Genomic DNA, 18,665 nt, shown 5'->3' with positions numbered 1-18,665 from the left:
GTGGGCCTTTCCAATTCTGCGTCGTCCAGACTGGCGGATCACACCAGGATCACGTCGTACTGCTCCTGCGTATACGCCGTCTCCACCTGCAGCGAAATCGGCTTGCCGATGAAGTCGGCCAGCATCGCCAGGTTGGCGCTCTCCTCGTCGAGGAACATGTCGATCACCGTCTGCGAGCCGAGGATGCGGTATTCGCGCGCATTGAACTGGCGCGCCTCGCGCAGGATCTCGCGCAGGATCTCGTAGCACACCGTCTGGGCGGTCTTGATCTCGCCGCGGCCCTGGCACACCGGGCAGGGCTCGCACAGCACGTGGGCCAGGCTCTCGCGCGTGCGCTTGCGGGTGATCTCGACCAGGCCCAGCGAGGTGAAGCCCGATACCGTGACCTTGGTGCGGTCCTTGGCCAGCGCCTTGTGCAATTCGTGCAGCACCTGCTCGCGGTGCTCGCCGTTATCCATGTCGATGAAGTCGACGATGATGATGCCGCCGAGGTTGCGCAGCTTGAGCTGGCGCGCGATCACCTGGGTCGCTTCGAGATTGGTCTTGAAGATGGTGTCGTCGAAGCTGCGGGTGCCGACGAAACCGCCGGTATTGACGTCGATGGTGGTCATCGCCTCGGTCTGGTCGATGATCAGGTAGCCACCGAACTTGAGGTTGACCCGCCGGGCCAGCGCGCGCTCGATCTCGGCCTCGACGCCGTGCATCTCGAACAGCGGCCGCTCGCCCTGGTAGTGCTCGATGCGCGGCGCGACGTTGACCACGAAGGCCTCGGCGAACTCCGCCATCTTCTGGAACGTTTCACGTGAATCGACCACCACCTTCTGCGTCTCGTCGGTGACGATGTCGCGCAGCACCCGCATCTGCAGGTTCAGGTCCTGGTACAGCAACGTCTCCGGCGGCATGGTCTTGGACTTGAGCTTGAGGTCGGCCCAGATCCGTTCGAGGTAGTCGATGTCAGCACGCAGCTCGTCGTCGGTGGCGTGCTCGGCCGAGGTGCGCAGGATGTAGCCGCCGTGGTTCTTGGCGTCGGGCAACAGGCGCAGCAGCCGCTCGCGCAGGTGCTCGCGGCCCTCGCCGTGCTCGATGCGCTGGCTGATGCCGATATGGTGTTCCTGCGGCAGGAACACCAGGAAGCGGCCGGCGATGCTGATCTGGGTGCTGAGCCGGGCGCCCTTGCTGCCGATCGGGTCCTTGATCACCTGCACCATCACGCTCTGGCCCTCGAACATCAGCCGTTCGATGCGCTGCGGCTCGCTCGGGTGCTGGCGCTGCTCGATCACGTCGGCGATATGCAGGAAGGCGGCGCGCTCCAGGCCGATCTCGATGAAGGCCGACTGCATGCCCGGCAGCACGCGCTTGACGGTGCCGAGGTAGACGTTGCCGACGATGCCGCGCGCGGCGGTGCGCTCGATGTGCAGCTCCTGCACCACGCCTTCTTCGGTGACCGCCACCCGCGTTTCCTGCGGGGTGACGTTGATGAGGATGTGTTCTTTCATGGCCGGCCTGTCTTGAGTGCGGCCCGCCTGCCCGCGCGGACCTTGCTGATATCGCCGTCAAGCGGCACAAAACTTTCACCGCAGAGGACGCCAAGGACGCGGAGGCAAAATCAACCTGCTCAGGCTGCCGTTGCTGCCGGGCTCGCCGTTTCCGTGTCCTCAGCGTCCTCTGCGGTACGTCTTTTCGTCTGTCCATCCACGGCCACCGTAGCCGCAGGCGCAGCTTCAGCCGCGCATGGATGTGCGTCCCATCGCCTGCGCAGCCGGCATCAGCCGCATGCACAGCTTCAGCAATTCTTCCCAGGCCTCGCCCTGGCCGACGCCCTTGACGATGCGGTCGATCTCGGCCGCGTGCGCCAGGGCGGCCTTGAGCTGGCTGGCCTTGAGCCGGTCGAGCGCGGCCGGGTAGCGGCGCTGCTTGTCGCCCCAGACGCGGTTCTCGCGGTAGAGCTGCTGCAGGTTGCCGCCCTGCGCGCGGCCCAGGCCGACCCGCAGCAGCGCCCGCACTTCATCGGCCAGCGCCCACAGCACCAGGTGCGGCGCCTCGCCCTCGCCGCGCAGGCCGTCGAGCATGCGCGCGAGCCGCGCCGCGTCGCCGGCTACCAGCGCCTCGCCCAGGCCCCAGACGTCGTAGCGGGCCACGTTGGCCACTGCCTCGGTCAGCGCGGCGAGGTCCAGCTCGCCCGGCGGATGCAGCAGCGCGAGCTTGTCGATCTCCTGCTTGGCGGCCAAGAGATTGCCCTCGACCCGTGCGCACAGGTAGTCGAGCGCATCGGGCGCCAGCCGCTGCTGCTGGCGCGCCAGCCGCTCGGAAATCCAGCCCGGCAGCTCGGCGCGGCCGACCAGCGGGCAGGCCACAGCGACGCCGGCGCCTTCGAGCGCGGCGAACCACTTGGACTGCTGCTGGACCTTTTCGAGCTTGGGACATTGCACCAGCAGGACGTTCTCGGCCGGCGCACCGGCGGCGTACTGCTGCAGCGCGTCGCCGCCCTCGGTGCCGGGCTTGCCGGTCGGGATGCGCAGCTCGATCAGCTTCTGCTCGGCGAACAAGGAGATGGCCTGGCCGCTGGCCGCCAGCTCGGCCCACTTGAAGCCGGGCTCGACGGTCAGCACCTCGCGCTCGGCGAAGCCGGCGGCGCGCGCCGCATCGCGGATCGCCTGGGCGGCTTCGAGCGCCACCAGCGCTTCTTCGCCGTGCACCAGGTAGATCGGCGCCAGGCGCCTGGCGGCCAGGTGGCTGGCGAGTTCGGCCGGTTTGAGCTGCATGCTCAGCGTGCCAGCGGAACGGACGGCTGCGGCGTGACCGGCTGCAGCACCGGCGGATTCGGCACGCTCGGCGCGGCCGGCTCGATCGCCGCCGGCGCCGCTTCCGGCACGGTCACCGGCTTGATCGCCGCCAGCCGGCGGATGATCTGCTGCGCCACGTCCGAACGCATGTCGCGGATCAGCAGCTGCTCCTCGGCGTCCTTGCCGAGCAGGTTGTTGGGGTCGAACGAGTAGTCGCGCCGCAGCGTCAGCACGGTCGGCCCGATGCGCTCGTTGCCGTCCTGGCGGAAGCGGAACTGGATGCGGTAGACCAGCTCGTACTCGGTCGCCTGGGCGTTGCGGTTCACCGTCAGCACCTGCTTCTCGACGCGCTCGTTCTCCAGCGTCAGCACGCCGGCCGCCTCGCCCTGGCCCACCAGTTGCAGATCGCTGCGCAGCGACAGCTGGCGCTGCAGCATGTCGCTGAGCGGGCCGCCGCCGTCGATGCGCAGGCTGGCGAAGGCCAGCGGCGTGGTCTGGCCCAGGCCGCGCAGGTGGAAGCCGCAGGCGGCGAGGCTCAGCAGGGCCAGGAGGGCGAGAAGGCGGCGCAGCATTGGAAGCATGGAAGGCACTCGTCGGGCAGGCGCAGCCGGAGCCGCGCATCAAATGGAAAGGGCGGCCGCGAAGCCGCCCCGGCCGGATCAGACCACCAGGTTCACCAGGCGGCCCGGCACCACCACCACCTTCTTGGGCGGCTGGCCTTCGAGGAATTTCTGCACGTTGGGGTTGGCCAGCGCGAGCTGCTCGATGGCGGCGCGGTCGGCGCCGGCGGGCACGGCGATCTCGCCGCGCAGCTTGCCGTTCACCTGCACCATCAGCTTGATCTCGTCCTGCACCAGCGCATCCTCGGCCGGCTCCGGCCAGGCCGCGTCGGTGATCTCGCCGTCGAAGCCGAGCTCGCCCCACAGCACGTGGGCGATGTGCGGGCTGACCGGGTAGAGCACGCGCAGCAGGATGCCGCTGCCTTCGCGCAGCACGGCCGGCGCCTCGCCCTTGTAGCCCTCGAGCGCGTTCAGCAGCTTCATCGCGCCCGACACCACGGTGTTGTACTGCAGCCGCTCGTAGTCGGCGTTGATCTGCTTGAGCGTGGCGTGGACCTCGTAGCGCAGCGCCTTGGCGTCGCGGTCGAGTTCGGCCGCCGCGACCGCGCCGGCCGAGCGGATCGCCTCGGCCTGCTTGTGGCCGAACATCCACAGCCGGCGCAGGTAGCGGTAGGCCCCCTCGACGCCGCTGTCGCTCCAGGCCGCGCTCTGCTCCGGGGGGCCGGCGAACATGGTGAACAGCCGCGCGGTATCGGCGCCGAAGCGGGCGATGATGTCCTTCGGCTCGACCACGTTGTTCTTGGACTTCGACATCTTCTCGATGCCGCCCATCACCACCGGCTGGCCGTCGGCCTTGAGGGTGGCGGACGTCGGCCGGCCCTTGTCGTCGTGCTGGACCTCGACCTCGTTCGGGTAGTACCAGGTCTTCTTGCCGGTCGCGTCCTCGCGGTAGAACGACTCGTTCAGCAGCATGCCCTGGGTGAACAGCGCCTTGAACGGCTCGTCGATCGAGACCAGGCCGAGGTCGCGCATCGCCTTGGTCCAGAAGCGCGCGTACAAGAGGTGCAGCACGGCGTGCTCGATGCCGCCGATGTACTGGTCCATGCCGCCGGCCATCCAGTAGTCGTTGCGGGCATCGACCATGGTCGGCGCGTCGGGGCAGGTGTAGCGCATGAAGTACCAGGCCGAATCGACGAAGGTGTCCATCGTGTCGGTCTCGCGCTGGGCCGCCGCGCCGCACTTGGGCAGGCCACGTCGAGGAAGTCGGCGCGGTGCTTGAGCGGGTTGCCCGAGCCGTCCGGCACGCAGTCGGTCGGCAGCACCACCGGCAGGTCCTCGTAGGGCACCGGCACGTCGCCGCAGCAGGCGCAGTGGATGATCGGGATCGGCGTGCCCCAGTAGCGCTGGCGCGAGATGCCCCAGTCCCGGAGGCGCCAGGTGGTCTTCTTCTCGCCGATGCCCTGCGCGGCCAGGTCGGCCGCCACCGCGTCGACCGCGGCCTTGTAGTCGAGGCCGTCGTATTTACCAGAGTTAACGCAATTACCAACCTCGCCAAATTCGGTGCGCCAAATAGCATTCGGATCTGACCACTCCTTCATGCTACGAATACTATCAATCGCCTCTTGAAGTACTTGGATACGATCGCTAACACCTTGATCAAATTCTAATTTTTCTTGGGCAAGTGCCTTTTCATGAGCCGTTATCGCTTCAAGATGTTTTTGAGGCATAACAACAGGCTTAATAGGCAGCCTATATTTCCTTGCGAAGGCGAAATCGCGCTCGTCGTGGGCCGGCACCCCCATCACCGCGCCGTCGCCGTAGCCCATCAGCACGTAGTTGCCGATCCACACCTCGACCTGCTCGCCGGTCAGCGGATGGGTCACGTACAGGCCGGTCGGCTGGCCCTTCTTGTCCTGGGTCGCCAGCTCGGCCTCGGTGGTGCCGCCCTGCTTGCATTCGTCGATGAAGGCGGCGAGCTCGGGCTTCAGTTCGGCCGCGCGCGCGGCCAGCGGGTGCTCGGCCGCCACGGCGCAGAAGGTGACGCCCATGATGGTGTCGGCGCGGGTGGTGAACACCCACAGCCGGCCGCCGCCGACCAGCTCGCCGTCGGCGCCGCGGATCGAATGCGGGAAGGCGAAGCGCACGCCCTCGCTCTTGCCGATCCAGTTGCGCTGCATGGCGCGTACCTGGTCGGGCCAGCCGTCGAGCTGGTCGATGTCGCCGAGCAGTTCCTCGGCGTACTGGGTGATGCCGAAGTAGTAGCCGGGGATCTCGCGCTTCTCGACCAGCGCGCCCGAGCGCCAGCCGCGGCCGTCGACCACCTGCTCGTTGGCCAGCACGGTCTGGTCGATCGGATCCCAGTTCACCACCTGGGTCTTCTTGTAGGCGATGCCGCGCTCGAGCATCTTGAGGAACAGCCACTGGTTCCAGCGGTAGTAGGCCGGGTCGCAGGTGGCGACCTCGCGCGACCAGTCGAAGGCGAGGCCCAAGGGCTGCATCTGCGACTTCATGTCGGCGATGTTGGCGTAGGTCCACTCGGCCGGCGGCTTGCCGTAGGCGATGGCGGCGTTCTCGGCCGGCAGGCCGAAGGCATCCCAGCCCATCGGCATCAGCACGTTGTAGCCCTTCATGCGCAGATGGCGGGCCAGCATGTCGTTGATCGTGTAGTTGCGCACATGGCCCATGTGCAGCTTGCCCGACGGGTAGGGCAGCATCGAGCAGGCGTAGTACTTGGGCTTCTGCTGGTCTTCGGTCACGCGGTAGGCGTCGCGGGCCTGCCAGTGTTGCTGGGCGGCGGCTTCGACGTCGGACGGGCGGTAGTGTTCTTGCATGTGGGCTATCCTGACGGTCGAGGCCGACGCACCGCCCCGGGGGCTCCGTTCGACGGAGCAGCCGGGCAGCGCCGTCGGCGCTCGTTGGCTCGTATTCGCTGCCGGCCGCCGTTGTGCACTTGTTGCCTGGCGGCCAGGTAAAGCCGGAATTATAACCGACCGATCCCACCCGCACCGCTCGAGGACCACCATGCGCGCCCGCCTTCCCGTTTCCCTGCTCGCCGTCCTGCTGGCCGCCCAGGCCTGGACGGCGCCGACCGTGGTCAGCGCCGTCAACATGCCGGCCTGGATCGAGCACGGCGGCCAGCGCGGCCCGCTGATCCCGGGCACGGCGCTGCAAAGCGGCGACGTGATCACCACCGGCGCCGGCGCGCGCGTGCTGCTGACGCTGCCCGAGGGCAGCCAGGTCAAGCTCGGCGAGCAGGCGGTGTTCCGCGCCGACAACCTCGGCACTTCGGACGGCCGCCAGAGCCCGTTCCAGGCCACGCTCGAGGTGATCAAGGGCGCCTTCCGCTTCACCACCGCGCTGCTGGCCAAGCCGCGCCAGCGCGAGGTCGACGTGCGCATCGCCACCGTCACCGCCGGCATCCGCGGCACCGATCTGTGGGGCAAGTCGGACGACGAGAAGGACCTGGTCTGCCTGCTCGAGGGCCGCATCAGCGTGTCGCACGAGGGTGAGAACGGCTTCCATACGCTCGACGAGCCGCTCGATTTCTACGTCGCGCCCAAGGGCAAGCCGGCGCTGCCCAAGGCCAAGGTCGACGCCGCCAAGGTGGTCAACGAATGGGCGCCGCAGACCGAGCCGCAGGCCGGCGTGGCGCGCAGCGACGGCCGCTGGCGGCTGATCGTGGCGGTGGTCGCCAACCAGGACGAGGCGCTGCGCTGGTACGACGGCCTGCGCGAGGCCGGCTACGCGGCGCGCATCCGGCCGCTGTCCGGCGGCAAGTACCGGGTCGGGCTGGAACGGCTGGCCAGCGAGGCCGATGCGCGCGCGCTGGGCGAGAAGCTGAAGGCCGAGCTGGCGACGCCGCTGGTGCAGGTGGGGCCGATGGGCGGTTGATGGCGGTCGGGTGACGATCGCCGACGGGCCTTCGGCGCAGGTCGCCGAGAAGATCGCGCAGGAGCGGCTTCAGCCGCGAATGGTCGACAGTGACACGTCCGGCGATTCGCGGCTGAAGCCGCTCCTACGCCAGCGGCGGTTGGTTCGCCTGCTGCGCGTATCCACGCCGCATTGCCGGATTTCGAAGCCGGAAAGCTTCACCGCGGAGGACGCCGAGGACACGGCGGTGTTCTAGCGGCCTCTCGTTCTTCCTCCGCGGCCTCGGCATCCTCCGCGGTAAAACACCTTATCCGCCTTAACGCACCACCACCGGCCGCAGATCGGCGCTCGAGGCGATCCGCTCGGCCGCCTGCTGAGCCTCGCCGCGGCTGGCGAACGGCCCGACCCGCACGCGCCAGACGCCGCCGCCGGGCTCGATCACCGGGGCGCCGGCCACGCCGTTCAGCGCTTCGGCCACCTTGCTGCGGAAGGCCTCGGCCGCGATCTGGCTGGCGAAGGCGCCGAGCTGCACCCAGCGCCGGTCGCCGCTGAGCTCGGCCTGGGCCGGCGCCTCGATGGCCAGCCGCGCCAGCGGATCGCCGCCCGCCGGGTCGCCGGCCGGCGTCGCGCCCTGCGGCCCGGCCGCACCCGTCGGCGCATCGTCCATCGCCGGCTCGGGCAGCCGCCCGGCGCTGGCCTCGACCGATTGCACCAGCGCCAGCTCCGGCGTGGACGGCTTCCTGTCCTGGCCCGGCACCAGCGCCTCGACCCGCACGCGCGCGCTTCCGCCGTTGTGGTAGCCGAGCCGGTAGGCGGCGGCATAGGAGAGATCGATCAGCCGGCCCTTGTGGAACGGCCCGCGATCGTTGACGCGCACCACCACCGACTTGCCGGTGTCGAGGCTGGTCACCCGCGCATAGCTCGGGATCGGCAGCACCGGGTGGGCGGCGGTCAGCTTGAACATGTCGTAGGGCTCGCCGCTCGAGGTGCGCTTGCCGTGGAATTTCTTGCCGTACCACGACGCGACGCCCTCGGCGCTGTAAGGCACCAGCGGCGACTTCGGCGTATAGGTCTTGCCGAGCACGCTGTAGGGCTTGTTGGCGAAGCGGTTGAGCGGCTCGAGCTTCACCTCGGGTTCGGGCAGCGCGTCGAGGTCGTAGGGCACCTCGAGGATCGGGCCGTCGTCCTTGTAGTAGCCGCCGAACTGCTTGGGAATCTGCTCGGGCTTGGCCGGCGGCAGGCCGGGCGACGGGGCGGTCGCGGGTTCGGCCGGCCTGGCCGAGGGGGTAGCGGGCACCGGACGAGTTGCCGGCGGGGCGACATGGGTGGCGCAGGCGGCCAGCAGCAGAAGGGCAGGACAACGAGGAAGCGACGGATCATACGAGCCTCCGGGCATCTAGAAAGCGCCTCGCTCTGGGGCGATCGTCGAATCGCACGATTGCCTTTAAAAGCACACGCGGGCGAAGCGAGGCTCCCTCGCGGCGGCGAGGGCGGGGGAGTTGGAATCAAACAGGGCGCGCCGCTGCTTGGAGATTCATCGGCCGCAAGCGCCCGGCTCCGCCGGGTGCCCGCACTGCGGGCCGATCTGCCACAACGGCCATCACAACCCGAAGGCGCGCCCCGACTAGCGTTTCATCAGCTTGCGATCGCGCTGGATGCTCATGAGCATACCGAAGCCGATCAGGATCGACAGCATGGCCGTGCCGCCATAGCTCACCAGCGGCAGCGGCACGCCCACCACCGGCAAGATGCCCGACACCATGCCCATGTTGACGAAGGCATAGGTGAAGAAGGACAGCGTCAGCGCGCCGGCCAGAAGGCGGCCGAACAGGCTGGAGGCGTTGTGGGCGATGATCAGCCCGCGGCCGATCACGCACAGGTAGAGCAGCAGCAGCACGATGTTGCCGACCAGGCCGAATTCCTCGCCGAACACCGCGAAGATGAAGTCGGTGGTGCGCTCGGGGATGAAGTCGAGATGGGTCTGGGTGCCGCTGAGCCAGCCCTTGCCGAGCACGCCGCCCGAGCCGATCGCGATGGTGCCCTGGATGATGTGGTAGCCCTTGCCGAGCGGATCGGACATCGGGTCGAGCTGGGTCTGCACCCGTTCGCACTGGTACTTGTGGAACACGATCATGCAGCGATCGACGTCGACCACGAACCAGACCGCGACGCAGCCGGCCAGCACCAGCGGCAGGATCACCCGCCAGCTCAGGCCGGCGAAGAACAGCACGTAGAAGCCGGCCGCCGCGATCAGCGTGGCGGTGCCGAGGTCGGGCTGCTTGAACACCAGCGCCAGCGGCAGCGCGATCATCACCGCGGCCACCAGGAAGTGCCGTACGTGCAGGTTCGATTCGTGGCGCTGGAAATACCAGGCCAGCAGCATCGGCACCGCCAGCTTCATCAGTTCGGACGGCTGGATGCGCGCCACGCCGAGGTCGAGCCAGCGCCGCGCGCCGTTGGTGATGTCGCCGAACAGCGCCACCCCGACCAGCAGCACGATGCCGACCAGGTAGATCGGCGGCGCCAGCCACATCAGCTGGGTCGGCTTGAGATTGGCCACCAGCCACATCGCGCTGAACGCCACCGTCACCGACACCAGCTTGCTGACGATCTTGTCGGTGCTCTCGTTCGAGGCCGAGTAGATGGTCAGCAGGCTGACGCCGACCAGCAGCACCACGAACAGCAGCAGCCACGGATCGAACGGCTCGGCGAGACGGCGGGCGAAACGCTTAATCCACATGGCGGCGGCTCATGAATTGCTGCAGCGGCGTCTGCGCCTGGCCGCCGGGCGGCGGCGCCTCCGGGTCGGCGTCGGCGCCCGCCGGGTCGGCCGGCTGCGCCGGCGCGCTGACCGCCGGCGTATCGGCCGGCAGCTTGCCCAGCAGGTAGTAGTCGAAGGCGCGGCGCGCGATCGGCGCGGCCGCCTCGGCGCCGAAGCCGCAGTTCTCGCACACCATGGCCAGCGCGATCTTCGGCTGGTCGGCCGGCGCGAAGGCGATGAACAGCGCGTTGTCGTGCAGCTCCTTGCGCAGCGCGTGCTTGTTGTACTTGCTGCCGCGCAGGCTGAACAGCTGCGCGGTGCCGGTCTTGCCGCCCGAGGTGTAGCCGGCGCCGGCGAAGGCGCGCGCCGCGGTGCCGCCCTGGTTGGTCGCCACCATGGCCTGCATGATGTAGTCGACGTGGTCCTTCTTGTACGGCAGGCGCTGGATCGGCTTCGGCTCCACCACGCTGCGCTGGCGCGACACGCTGTCCTCGACGTAGCGCACCAGGTGCGGCCGGTATTGCTCGCCGCGGTTGACCAGCGTGGCGGTGGCCTGCGCCAGCTGCACGATGGTGTAGCTGTTGTAGCCCTGGCCGATGCCGATCGAGACGGTGTCGCCGGCCAGCCAGCGCTGGGCGTCGCGGCGCTTGAAGTAGCGGCGCTTCCATTCCTGCGAGGGCAGGATGCCGTCCTTCTCGCCGGGCAGGTCGATGCCGGTCTTGCGGCCGAAACCGAGCGGCCCCATGAAGCCCGAGATCAGGTCGATGCCCATGTCGTTGGCGAGGCGGTAGTAGTAGGTGTCGCAGCTGACCACGATGGATTTCAGCATGTCGACGTAGCCGTGGCCGCCGGGCCGGTCGTCGCGCCAGGTATGGTTGCCGAGCGTGAAGAAGCCCGGATCGGCGATCGCATCGCCGGGCCGGCGCTTGCCGGTCTCGAGCGCGGCCAGCGCCATGAAGGGCTTGAAGGTGGAGCCGGGCGGGTAAAGGCCCTGGATCGCGCGGTTGTTCAGCGGCCGGTCTTCCGATTCGTTCAGTTCGCGCCAGGACACCGGATCGATGCCGTCGACGAACAGGTTCGGATCGAAGCCGGGCCGCGACACCAGCGCCAGCACGCCGCCGGTGGCCGGCTCGATCGCCACCAGCGCGCCCTTGCGGTCGCCGAAGGCGCGCTCGACCAGCTGCTGCAGCTTGATGTCGACGGTCAGCACCAGGTTGTCGCCCGACACCGGCGGGGTGCGCCGCAGCGAGCGCAGCGCGCGGCCGCCGGCATCGGTCTCGACCTCCTCGTAGCCGGTCTGGCCGTGCAGCGACTTCTCGTAGCTCTGCTCCAGGCCGAACTTGCCCATGTGGTCGGTGCCCTTGTAATTGGCGATCCGTCCATCGGCGGTCAGGTTGTCGAGGTCGCGGTCGTTGATGCGGCCGATATAGCCGATCAGGTGCGAGGCCGACTCGCCCATCGGGTAGTCGCGGAACAGCCGCGCCTTGATCTCGACGCCCGGGAAGCGGAAGGCCTGGGCGGCGAAGCGCGCCACCTCCTCGTCGGTCAGCCGGGTCTTGATCGGCAGCGACTCGAAGGCCTTGCTCTCTTCCAGCATCTTCTTGAAGCGGCGGCGGTCCTTGGGCGTGATCTCGACCACTTCGCCGAGCTGGTTGAGCTTGTCCTCGAGCGTGCCGTCGAGCCGCGACGGCGTCACCTCGAGCGTATAGGCCGAATAGTTGTGGGCCAGCACCACGCCGTTGCGGTCGGTGATGATGCCGCGCGAGGGCGGGATCGGCACCAGCGAGATGCGGTTCGATTCGGCCAGCGTGTGGTACTTGTCGTGCTGCATCACCTGCAGATAGCTGAAGCGGCCGAGCAGCACGGCGAAGCCGGCCAGCACGCCGGTGATGGCGACCAGGAGCCGCAGCTGGAAGCTGTAGCGCTCGCCGTGGTGGTCGCGCAGGACGGTGCGGCGGCTCATGCGCGAGACGCCGGCAGGGCGCGCGGATGGGAGCGGCGGATCATGACTGGATTTCGGCCGGGCGATCGACCCGCTGCGGGATCTGCAGCAGCTGGCACAAGAGCGGCCACAGCAGCATGCCGACCAGGGGCCGGCGAAGATCAGCCAGCCGGGGAAGGCGCTGCCGGTGAGGAGGCGCAGCACCAGCATGATCAGCTGGTTGGCCAGCAGCAGCGGGCCGACGTAGAGCGCCTGCTGCCACAGCGGGAACATGCCGAGCTGGCGATGGCGCGCCAGTACCGCCCAGCTGGTCAGGCAATAGGCGAAGGCGTGCTGGCCCAGCAGCGCGCCGTCGGCGATGTCGAGCATCAGGCCGAGCCAGAAGGCCCAGCCGACGCCGACGTGGCGCGGCTGGTTCATGCACCAGTAGAGCAGGATCAGCGCGACGAAGTCGGGCAGGATGGCGCGCGCGGTCTGGCCCCAGGGGATCAGCGCCAGCGTGAGCGCCAACAGGACGGTGAACACGATGAAGCGCAGCTTCATCGGCTTGAGCAGCTGGCTCGAGACCGGCATCAGTCGGCCTCCTTCTTCTTCTTGCGCTGCGCGGGCGGCGGCTCGTCGGGACGCTTGGGCATCTCGAGGCGCTCGTCGAGGATCAGCAGGAAACGGTGCTTGTCGACGTCGGCGGCCGGCTCGGCGCTGACCTGGGCGAAGGCGGAACCGGCGTTGCGGTCGACCCGGCTGACCTTGGCCACCGGCAGGCCGGACGGGTAGGTGCCGTCGATGCCCGAGGTGACCAGCATGTCGTCGTTGCGGATGTCGGCGTTGAGCGGCATCCAGCGCACCTCGAGCGGGCTCTTGGGCCCGCTGCCGTAGACCACGGTGCGCAGGCCGTTGCGCACCACCTGCACCGGCACCGGCTGGTTCTTGTGCAGCACCAGGGTGACCTCGGCGGTGAACGGCTGGACCCGCGTCACCTGGCCGACCACGCCGAGCGGATCGATCACCACCTGGCCCGGCTTCACGCCGGCGGTCTCGCCGCGGTCGACCACCAGCTTGGCGGTATACGGATCGCGGTCGTTGTAGAGCACCTCGGTCAGATTGCCGCGGCCGTGATGCTGCTCGCGCGTGATCAGCAGCGCGCGCAGCTGGGCGTTCTCCTGCTCGAGCGCCTCATAGCGCAACAGGCGCGCGTTGGCGAGCAGGCGCTCGTCCTGCAGGCGGCGGTTCTCCTGCTGCAGCGCGGTCTGGGTCTCGACGAAGTCGCCGATGCGGTGGCCCAGCGAGACCGGCGCGGTGGCGAGCCATTGCAGCGGATACAGCGCGGCCGAGACGACCTCGCGCACCGGCTGCAGGATGTGCCAGCGCAGGTCGACGACCAGCAGCGCCAGCGACAGGCTGGCATAGATCGCCAGCCGCGTGAACGGCCGGGGCCCTGCTTGAAGAAGGCGGGCTGGATGGTGGCTTGCATATGGATGTGAGGGGTAAGGCGCGAGGGGTGAGGCGTGAATGCTTTTACACCTCACCCCTCACACCTCCCGCCTCGCACGACGTCAGTCGTTGGTGAAGATCGTCCCCACCTTGTCCATCTTCTCGAGCGCCCGGCCCGAACCGCGCACCACGCAGGTCAGCGGATCGTCGGCGACGATGACGGGCAGGCCGGTCTCTTCCATCAAGAGGCGGTCGAGGTCGCGCAGCAGCGCGCCGCCGCCGGTCAGCACCATGCCCTTCTCGGCGATGTCGGCGCCGAGTTCGGGCGGGGTCTGCTCCAGCGCCTGCTTCACCGCCGACACGATCTGGTTCAAAGGCTCGGTCAGCGCCTCGAGGATCTCGTTGGACGAGATGGTGAACGAGCGCGGGATGCCCTCGGCCAGGTTGCGGCCCTTCACTTCCATCTCGCGCACTTCGGCGCCGGGGAAGGCCGAGCCGATGCGCTTCTTGATCTCTTCGGCGGTGGTCTCGCCGATCAGCATGCCGTAGTTGCGGCGGATGTAATTGATGATCGACTCGTCGAACTTGTCGCCGCCGACCCGCACCGAGCTGGCGTAGACGATGCCGCCGAGCGAGATCACGCCGACCTCGGTGGTGCCGCCGCCGATGTCGACCACCATCGAGCCGGTGGCTTCCTCGACCGGCAGGCCGGCGCCGATCGCGGCCGCCATCGGCTCCTCGATCAGCTCGACCTTGCGGGCGCCGGCGCCGAGCGCCGATTCCTTGATCGCGCGGCGCTCGACCTGGGTCGAGCCGCAGGGCACGCAGATCACGATGCGCGGGCTGGCGGCGAACAGGCGCGACGGGTTCACCTTCTTGATGAACTGCTTGAGCATCTGCTCGGTGATGGTGAAGTCGGCGATCACGCCATCCTTCATCGGCCGGATGGCGGTGATGCTGCCGGGCGTGCGGCCCAGCATCTTCTTGGCTTCGGCGCCGACGGCGAGGATGGTCTTCTTGGCGCTCGGGCCGCCTTCCTGCTGGATGGCGACCACCGAGGGCTCGTCGAGCACGATGCCCTTGCCCGACACGAAGATCAGGGTGTTGGCCGTGCCCAGGTCGATGGCCAGGTCGTTGGAGAAATAACCGCTCAGAGATCCGATCATTAGTGTCAATCCGTATGCATTGTCCGGGGTGCGCGGCACCCGATGCGGCGGTCTGCGAGGGCGGCCCGCCGCCATGAATGTCCCTCTACCGGCCGATTAGCTTTTGTCCTTGGGAGTCAACGCCTTGCGTGCCCGCCGAGGCGGTCGCGCGTTTCCCCGAGGCTTGGGCGCGGTAAACCCGGTATGTTACCCTAAGCCGCTACCGAGATTAAAGAAATGAAGGGGTTTTCCACATGTCCCTGACCGATGCCGACGTCCGTCGGATCGCCCGTCTGGCGCGCTTGCGCGTCAGCGAGGCCGAGGTCGCCGAGACCCGTGACAAGCTCAATGGCATTTTCGGCCTGATCGAGCAATTGCAGGCCGTCGACACCGACGGCGTCGAGCCGATGAGCCACGCCCGCGACGTGGCCCTGCGGCTGCGCGAGGACACCGCGTCCGAGCCCGACCGGCGCGACAAGTTCCAGGCCGTCGCACCGGCGGTCGAGAACGGCCTCTACCTCGTCCCCAAGGTCATCGAATGAGCGCCGCAGCATCGATCCGCGCCTCGCTCGACGAGGCCCGCGCGCTGCTCGAGCGCGTGCTGGCCGACGACGGCTTCGTCGCCAGCGTCGAGGCCGCCGCGCAATTGCTGGTCGCCCAGTTCAAGGACGGCCGCAAGGTGATCTCGGCCGGCAACGGCGGCTCGCACTGCGACGCCATGCACTTCGCCGAGGAGCTGACCGGCCGCTACCGCGACGATCGCCCGGCGCTCGGCGCCATCGCGGTGTCCGACCCGTCGCACCTGTCCTGCGTCGGCAACGACTACGGCTTCGACCACGTGTTCTCGCGCTTCATCGAGGGCGTCGGCCAGGCCGGCGACGTGTTCCTCGGCATCAGCACCAGCGGCAATTCGAAGAACATCGTGCGCGGCGTGGAAGCGGCGCGCGCGCGCGGCATGAAAGTGGTCCTGCTGCTGGGCAAGGACGGCGGCCATCTCCGCGGCCAGGCCGACGTCGAGATCGTGGTGCCGCATTTCGGCTATGCCGACCGCATCCAGGAAATCCACATCAAGGTCATCCATATCCTGATCGGCCTGGTCGAGCAGGGCATGGGCTATGTCGAAGACGGTGAAAAGTGAAACGTGAAATGTGAAACGTAGGCTCGCCGCGCAGTCCGCTGCCTGTTGGACCTGCACCGGACCGCCCGAGCGAAAGCCGCGTTCGACCGATTCACCGTTCGCGCCTCACCCAAGATTCCGAAAGCTCGCATGACGACGCACACCCTCAAACAAGCCGCGGCGCTGCTCGCCGCCGGCCAGACCTCGGCCACCGAGCTGGCCACCGACTACCTGGCCAAGATCGAGGCCACCGACGGCGCGCTCAACGCCTTCATCACCGTCGACCGCGACCGCACGCTGGCGATGGCGAACGCGGCCGACGCCGCGCGCGCCGCCGGCCAGGCCGGCCCGCTGACCGGCGTGCCGATCGCCCACAAGGACATCTACTGCGCCGAAGGCTGGAAGACCACTTGCGGCTCGAAGATGCTGGAGAACTTCGTTTCGCCCTACGACGCCGGCGTGATCGAGCGCTGCAAGGCCGCCGGCCTGGTCACGCTCGGCCGCACCAATATGGACGAGTTCGCCATGGGCTCGTCGAACGAGAACAGCGCCTTCGGCCCGGTGCGCAACCCGTGGGACCGCAGCGCGGTGCCCGGCGGCAGCTCGGGCGGCTCGGCCGCCGCGGTCGCCGCACGGCTGGCGCCGGCCGCCACCGCCACCGACACCGGCGGCTCGATCCGCCAGCCGGCCGCCTTCTGCGGCATCACCGGCCTCAAGCCGACCTACGGCGTGGTCAGCCGCTACGGCATGGTGGCCTACGCCTCCAGCCTCGACCAGGGCGGCCCGCTGGCCCAGACCGCCGAGGACTGCGCGCTGCTCCTGAACGTGATGGCCGGCTTCGACGCCCGCGACTCGACCAGCCTGGAGCGGCCGGCCGAGGACTACACCCGCGATCTCGACCGCCCGCTGGCCGGCCTGCGCATCGGCCTGCCGCGCGAATACTTCGGGCCCGGCCTCGCCGGCGACGTGGCCGCCGCGATCGAGGCGGCGCTGGCCGAATACCGCAAGCTCGGCGCCGAAGTGGTCGAGATCAGCCTGCCGCGCACCGAGCTGGCCATCCCGGCCTACTACGTGATCGCGCCGGCCGAGGCCTCGAGCAACCTGAGCCGCTTCGACGGCGTGCGCTACGGCCATCGCGCCGCCGAGTACGCCGACCTGGTCGACATGTACGAGAAGAGCCGCGCCGAAGGCTTCGGCTGGGAGACCAAGCGCCGCATCCTGACCGGCACCTACGTGCTGAGCCACGGCTACTACGACGCCTACTACCTGAAGGCGCAGAAAGTGCGCCGCCTCCTGGCCGAGGACTTCCAGAAGGGCCTCGCCCAGTGCGACGTGATCGCCGCGCCGGCCGCGCCGACCACCGCCTGGACCCTCGGCGCCAAGGGCGACGACCCGGTCGCGATGTATCTCGAGGACATCTACACGCTGGGCGTGAACCTGGCCGGTCTGCCCGGCATCGCCCACCCGGTCGGCTTCGGCGCCGACGGCCGGCCGGTCGGCCTGCAACTGATCGGCGACTACTTCGCCGAGGCCAGGCTGTGCAACATCGCCCACCAGTTCCAGCTGGCGACCGACTGGCATACCCGCGCGCCGGCGCTGTAATCGACGAGGACGTACAAAGATGCAATGGGAAGTCGTCATCGGGCTGGAAATCCACACCCAGCTCTCGACCCAATCGAAGATCTTCTCGGCCGCCAGCACCGCCTTCGGCGCCGCGCCCAACACCCAGACCGCCACGGTCGACATCGCGCTGCCCGGCGCGCTGCCGGTGATGAACCGGGCGGCGGTCGACAAGGCGATCCGCTTCGGCCTCGCCATCGGCGCCAGGATCAACCGCAAGTCGGTGTTCGCCCGCAAGAATTACTTCTACCCCGACCTGCCCAAGGGCTACCAGATCAGCCAGTTCGAGCTGCCGGTGGTCGAGGGCGGCGCCATCACCATCCGCGTCGGCGACGAGGACAAGGTGATCCGGCTGACCCGCGCCCACCTCGAGGAAGACGCCGGCAAGTCGGTGCACGAGGACTTCCACGGCATGAGCGGCATCGACCTCAATCGCGCCGGCACGCCGCTGCTCGAGATCGTCTCGGAGCCCGACATGCGCTCCTCGGCCGAGGCGGTCGCCTATGCGCGCGCGCTGCACAGCCTGGTCACCTGGATCGGCATCTGCGACGGCAACATGCAGGAAGGCTCGTTCCGCTGCGACGTCAACGTCTCGGTGCGCCCCAAGGGCCAGGCCGAGTTCGGCACCCGGCGCGAGATCAAGAACCTCAACAGCTTCAAGTTCATGGAGCAGGCGATCAAGTACGAGGTGCAGTGGCAGATCGGCGAGATCGAGGACGGCCGCAAGATCCAGCAGGCCACCGTGCTGTTCGACCCCGATACCGGCGAGACACGGATGATGCGCAGCAAGGAAGACGCGCACGACTACCGCTACTTCCCCGATCCGGACCTGCCGCCCTTGGTGATCGACGAAGCCTGGATCGAGCGCGTGAAGAGCGAGCTGCCCGAGCTGCCCGAGGCGATGCAGGCGCGCTTCGAGGCGCAGTACGGCATCCCGGCCTACGACGCGCGCATGCTGACCGCCACCAAGGAAACCGCCGCCTACTACGAAGCGACCGTGGCGGCCGGCGCCGACGCCAAGCTGGCCGGCAACTGGATCATGGGCGACGTCTCGGCCGCGCTGAACCGCGAGGAGCGCGACATCGCCGACAGCCCGGTGGCACCGGCGCAGCTGGCCGGCCTGATCCGCCGGGTGATGGACAAGACCGTCAACAACAAGTCGGCCAAGGACGTGCTGCGCGCGATGTGGGAATCGGGCAAGGATGCCGACGCGCTGATCGACGAGCTGGGCCTCAAGCAGACCACCGACAGCGGCGCGATCGAGGCGCTGGTCGACGAGATCCTGGCCGCCAACGCCGCCATGGTGGCCGAGTTCCGCGCCGGCAAGGAGAAGGCCTTCAACGCGCTGGTCGGCCAGTGCATGAAGGCGGCCAAGGGCAAGGCCGATCCGGCCACGATCAACGAAATCCTTCGCCGCAAGTTGAGTTAGGAAGCCG

General features: G+C 68.6%; 14 protein-coding genes and 1 pseudogene. 6 read left to right on the top strand and 9 right to left on the bottom strand.

What is annotated here, in order from left to right; all coding sequences use genetic code 11:
• Nucleotides 1-38: 38 nt before the first annotated feature.
• The 4 genes and pseudogenes from rng to H9L41_RS24150 all read right to left on the bottom strand — a co-directional run bounded on the left by rng (nucleotide 39) and on the right by H9L41_RS24150 (nucleotide 6,174).
• Entirely contained in the window at nucleotides 39-1,496 is a 1,458-nt protein-coding gene (gene rng, locus H9L41_RS00225) for a ribonuclease G (protein WP_028447244.1), read from the bottom strand.
• 225 nt (nucleotides 1,497-1,721) lie between these two features.
• Nucleotides 1,722-2,762, bottom strand: a complete 1,041-nt coding sequence (gene holA / locus H9L41_RS00220; RefSeq protein WP_028447245.1) for a DNA polymerase III subunit delta — start codon at nucleotides 2,760-2,762, stop codon at nucleotides 1,722-1,724.
• A gap of 2 nt (nucleotides 2,763-2,764) precedes the next feature.
• Nucleotides 2,765-3,364 carry an LPS-assembly lipoprotein LptE gene (locus H9L41_RS00215; RefSeq protein ID WP_084300504.1) on the bottom strand — a complete coding sequence of 200 codons (600 nt, stop codon included), beginning with the start codon at nucleotides 3,362-3,364 and terminating at the stop codon, nucleotides 2,765-2,767.
• 78 nt (nucleotides 3,365-3,442) lie between these two features.
• Nucleotides 3,443-6,174 (bottom strand): annotated as a pseudogene (locus tag H9L41_RS24150) (leucine--tRNA ligase).
• A gap of 190 nt (nucleotides 6,175-6,364) precedes the next feature.
• On the opposite strand from H9L41_RS24150, the gene H9L41_RS00200 reads away from it, so the two are divergent.
• Both H9L41_RS00200 and H9L41_RS00195 read left to right on the top strand, forming a co-directional pair.
• Complete coding sequence (locus H9L41_RS00200) at nucleotides 6,365-7,234, top strand: FecR domain-containing protein (RefSeq protein ID WP_028447247.1); 870 nt, start codon at nucleotides 6,365-6,367, stop codon at nucleotides 7,232-7,234.
• A 10-nt stretch (nucleotides 7,235-7,244) separates the two neighbouring features.
• Nucleotides 7,245-7,469, top strand: coding sequence for a hypothetical protein (locus H9L41_RS00195; protein WP_028447248.1), 225 nt, complete (start codon nucleotides 7,245-7,247; stop codon nucleotides 7,467-7,469).
• 60 nt (nucleotides 7,470-7,529) lie between these two features.
• Here H9L41_RS00195 and H9L41_RS25370 read toward each other — a convergent pair whose 3' ends face one another.
• The 5 genes from H9L41_RS25370 to H9L41_RS00170 all read right to left on the bottom strand — a co-directional run bounded on the left by H9L41_RS25370 (nucleotide 7,530) and on the right by H9L41_RS00170 (nucleotide 14,513).
• Nucleotides 7,530-8,510: a septal ring lytic transglycosylase RlpA family protein gene (locus H9L41_RS25370; RefSeq protein ID WP_187523628.1), complete on the bottom strand. Its 981-nt coding sequence runs from the start codon at nucleotides 8,508-8,510 to the stop codon at nucleotides 7,530-7,532.
• A 327-nt stretch (nucleotides 8,511-8,837) separates the two neighbouring features.
• On the bottom strand, nucleotides 8,838-9,953 hold the full coding sequence (gene rodA / locus H9L41_RS00185) for a rod shape-determining protein RodA (protein ID WP_028447250.1): 1,116 nt from the start codon (nucleotides 9,951-9,953) through the stop codon (nucleotides 8,838-8,840).
• Nucleotides 9,943-12,489: a penicillin-binding protein 2 gene (gene mrdA, locus H9L41_RS00180; RefSeq protein WP_187523627.1), complete on the bottom strand. Its 2,547-nt coding sequence runs from the start codon at nucleotides 12,487-12,489 to the stop codon at nucleotides 9,943-9,945. The genes rodA and mrdA overlap by 11 nt, the downstream gene beginning before the upstream one ends.
• The gene (gene mreC / locus H9L41_RS00175; RefSeq protein ID WP_187523626.1) at nucleotides 12,489-13,442 is read right to left on the bottom strand and encodes a rod shape-determining protein MreC; all 954 of its coding nucleotides are present in this window, start codon (nucleotides 13,440-13,442) and stop codon (nucleotides 12,489-12,491) included. The genes mrdA and mreC overlap by 1 nt, the downstream gene beginning before the upstream one ends.
• Nucleotides 13,443-13,469: 27 nt before the next feature.
• Complete coding sequence (locus H9L41_RS00170; RefSeq protein ID WP_028447253.1) at nucleotides 13,470-14,513, bottom strand: rod shape-determining protein; 1,044 nt, start codon at nucleotides 14,511-14,513, stop codon at nucleotides 13,470-13,472.
• A gap of 233 nt (nucleotides 14,514-14,746) precedes the next feature.
• Between H9L41_RS00170 and gatC the strand changes: the two genes are divergently transcribed.
• The 4 genes from gatC (at nucleotide 14,747) to gatB (ending at nucleotide 18,658) form a co-directional block, all read left to right on the top strand.
• Nucleotides 14,747-15,034 carry an Asp-tRNA(Asn)/Glu-tRNA(Gln) amidotransferase subunit GatC gene (gene gatC / locus H9L41_RS00165; RefSeq protein ID WP_028447254.1) on the top strand — a complete coding sequence of 96 codons (288 nt, stop codon included), beginning with the start codon at nucleotides 14,747-14,749 and terminating at the stop codon, nucleotides 15,032-15,034.
• The gene (gene lpcA, locus H9L41_RS00160) at nucleotides 15,031-15,630 is read left to right on the top strand and encodes a D-sedoheptulose 7-phosphate isomerase (RefSeq protein WP_028447255.1); all 600 of its coding nucleotides are present in this window, start codon (nucleotides 15,031-15,033) and stop codon (nucleotides 15,628-15,630) included. The genes gatC and lpcA overlap by 4 nt, the downstream gene beginning before the upstream one ends.
• Before the next feature lie 129 nt (nucleotides 15,631-15,759).
• Nucleotides 15,760-17,211 carry an Asp-tRNA(Asn)/Glu-tRNA(Gln) amidotransferase subunit GatA gene (gene gatA / locus H9L41_RS00155; protein WP_028447256.1) on the top strand — a complete coding sequence of 484 codons (1,452 nt, stop codon included), beginning with the start codon at nucleotides 15,760-15,762 and terminating at the stop codon, nucleotides 17,209-17,211.
• A 19-nt stretch (nucleotides 17,212-17,230) separates the two neighbouring features.
• On the top strand, nucleotides 17,231-18,658 hold the full coding sequence (gatB, locus tag H9L41_RS00150; protein WP_028447257.1) for an Asp-tRNA(Asn)/Glu-tRNA(Gln) amidotransferase subunit GatB: 1,428 nt from the start codon (nucleotides 17,231-17,233) through the stop codon (nucleotides 18,656-18,658).
• Nucleotides 18,659-18,665 lie beyond the last annotated feature (7 nt).

It is taken from the genome of Chitinimonas koreensis, assembly GCF_014353015.1.
Lineage (GTDB): Bacteria > Pseudomonadota > Gammaproteobacteria > Burkholderiales > Chitinimonadaceae > Chitinimonas > Chitinimonas koreensis.
The sequence above is the reverse complement of the archived record's forward strand: the minus strand, read 5'-3'. Positions and strand labels throughout refer to the sequence as shown.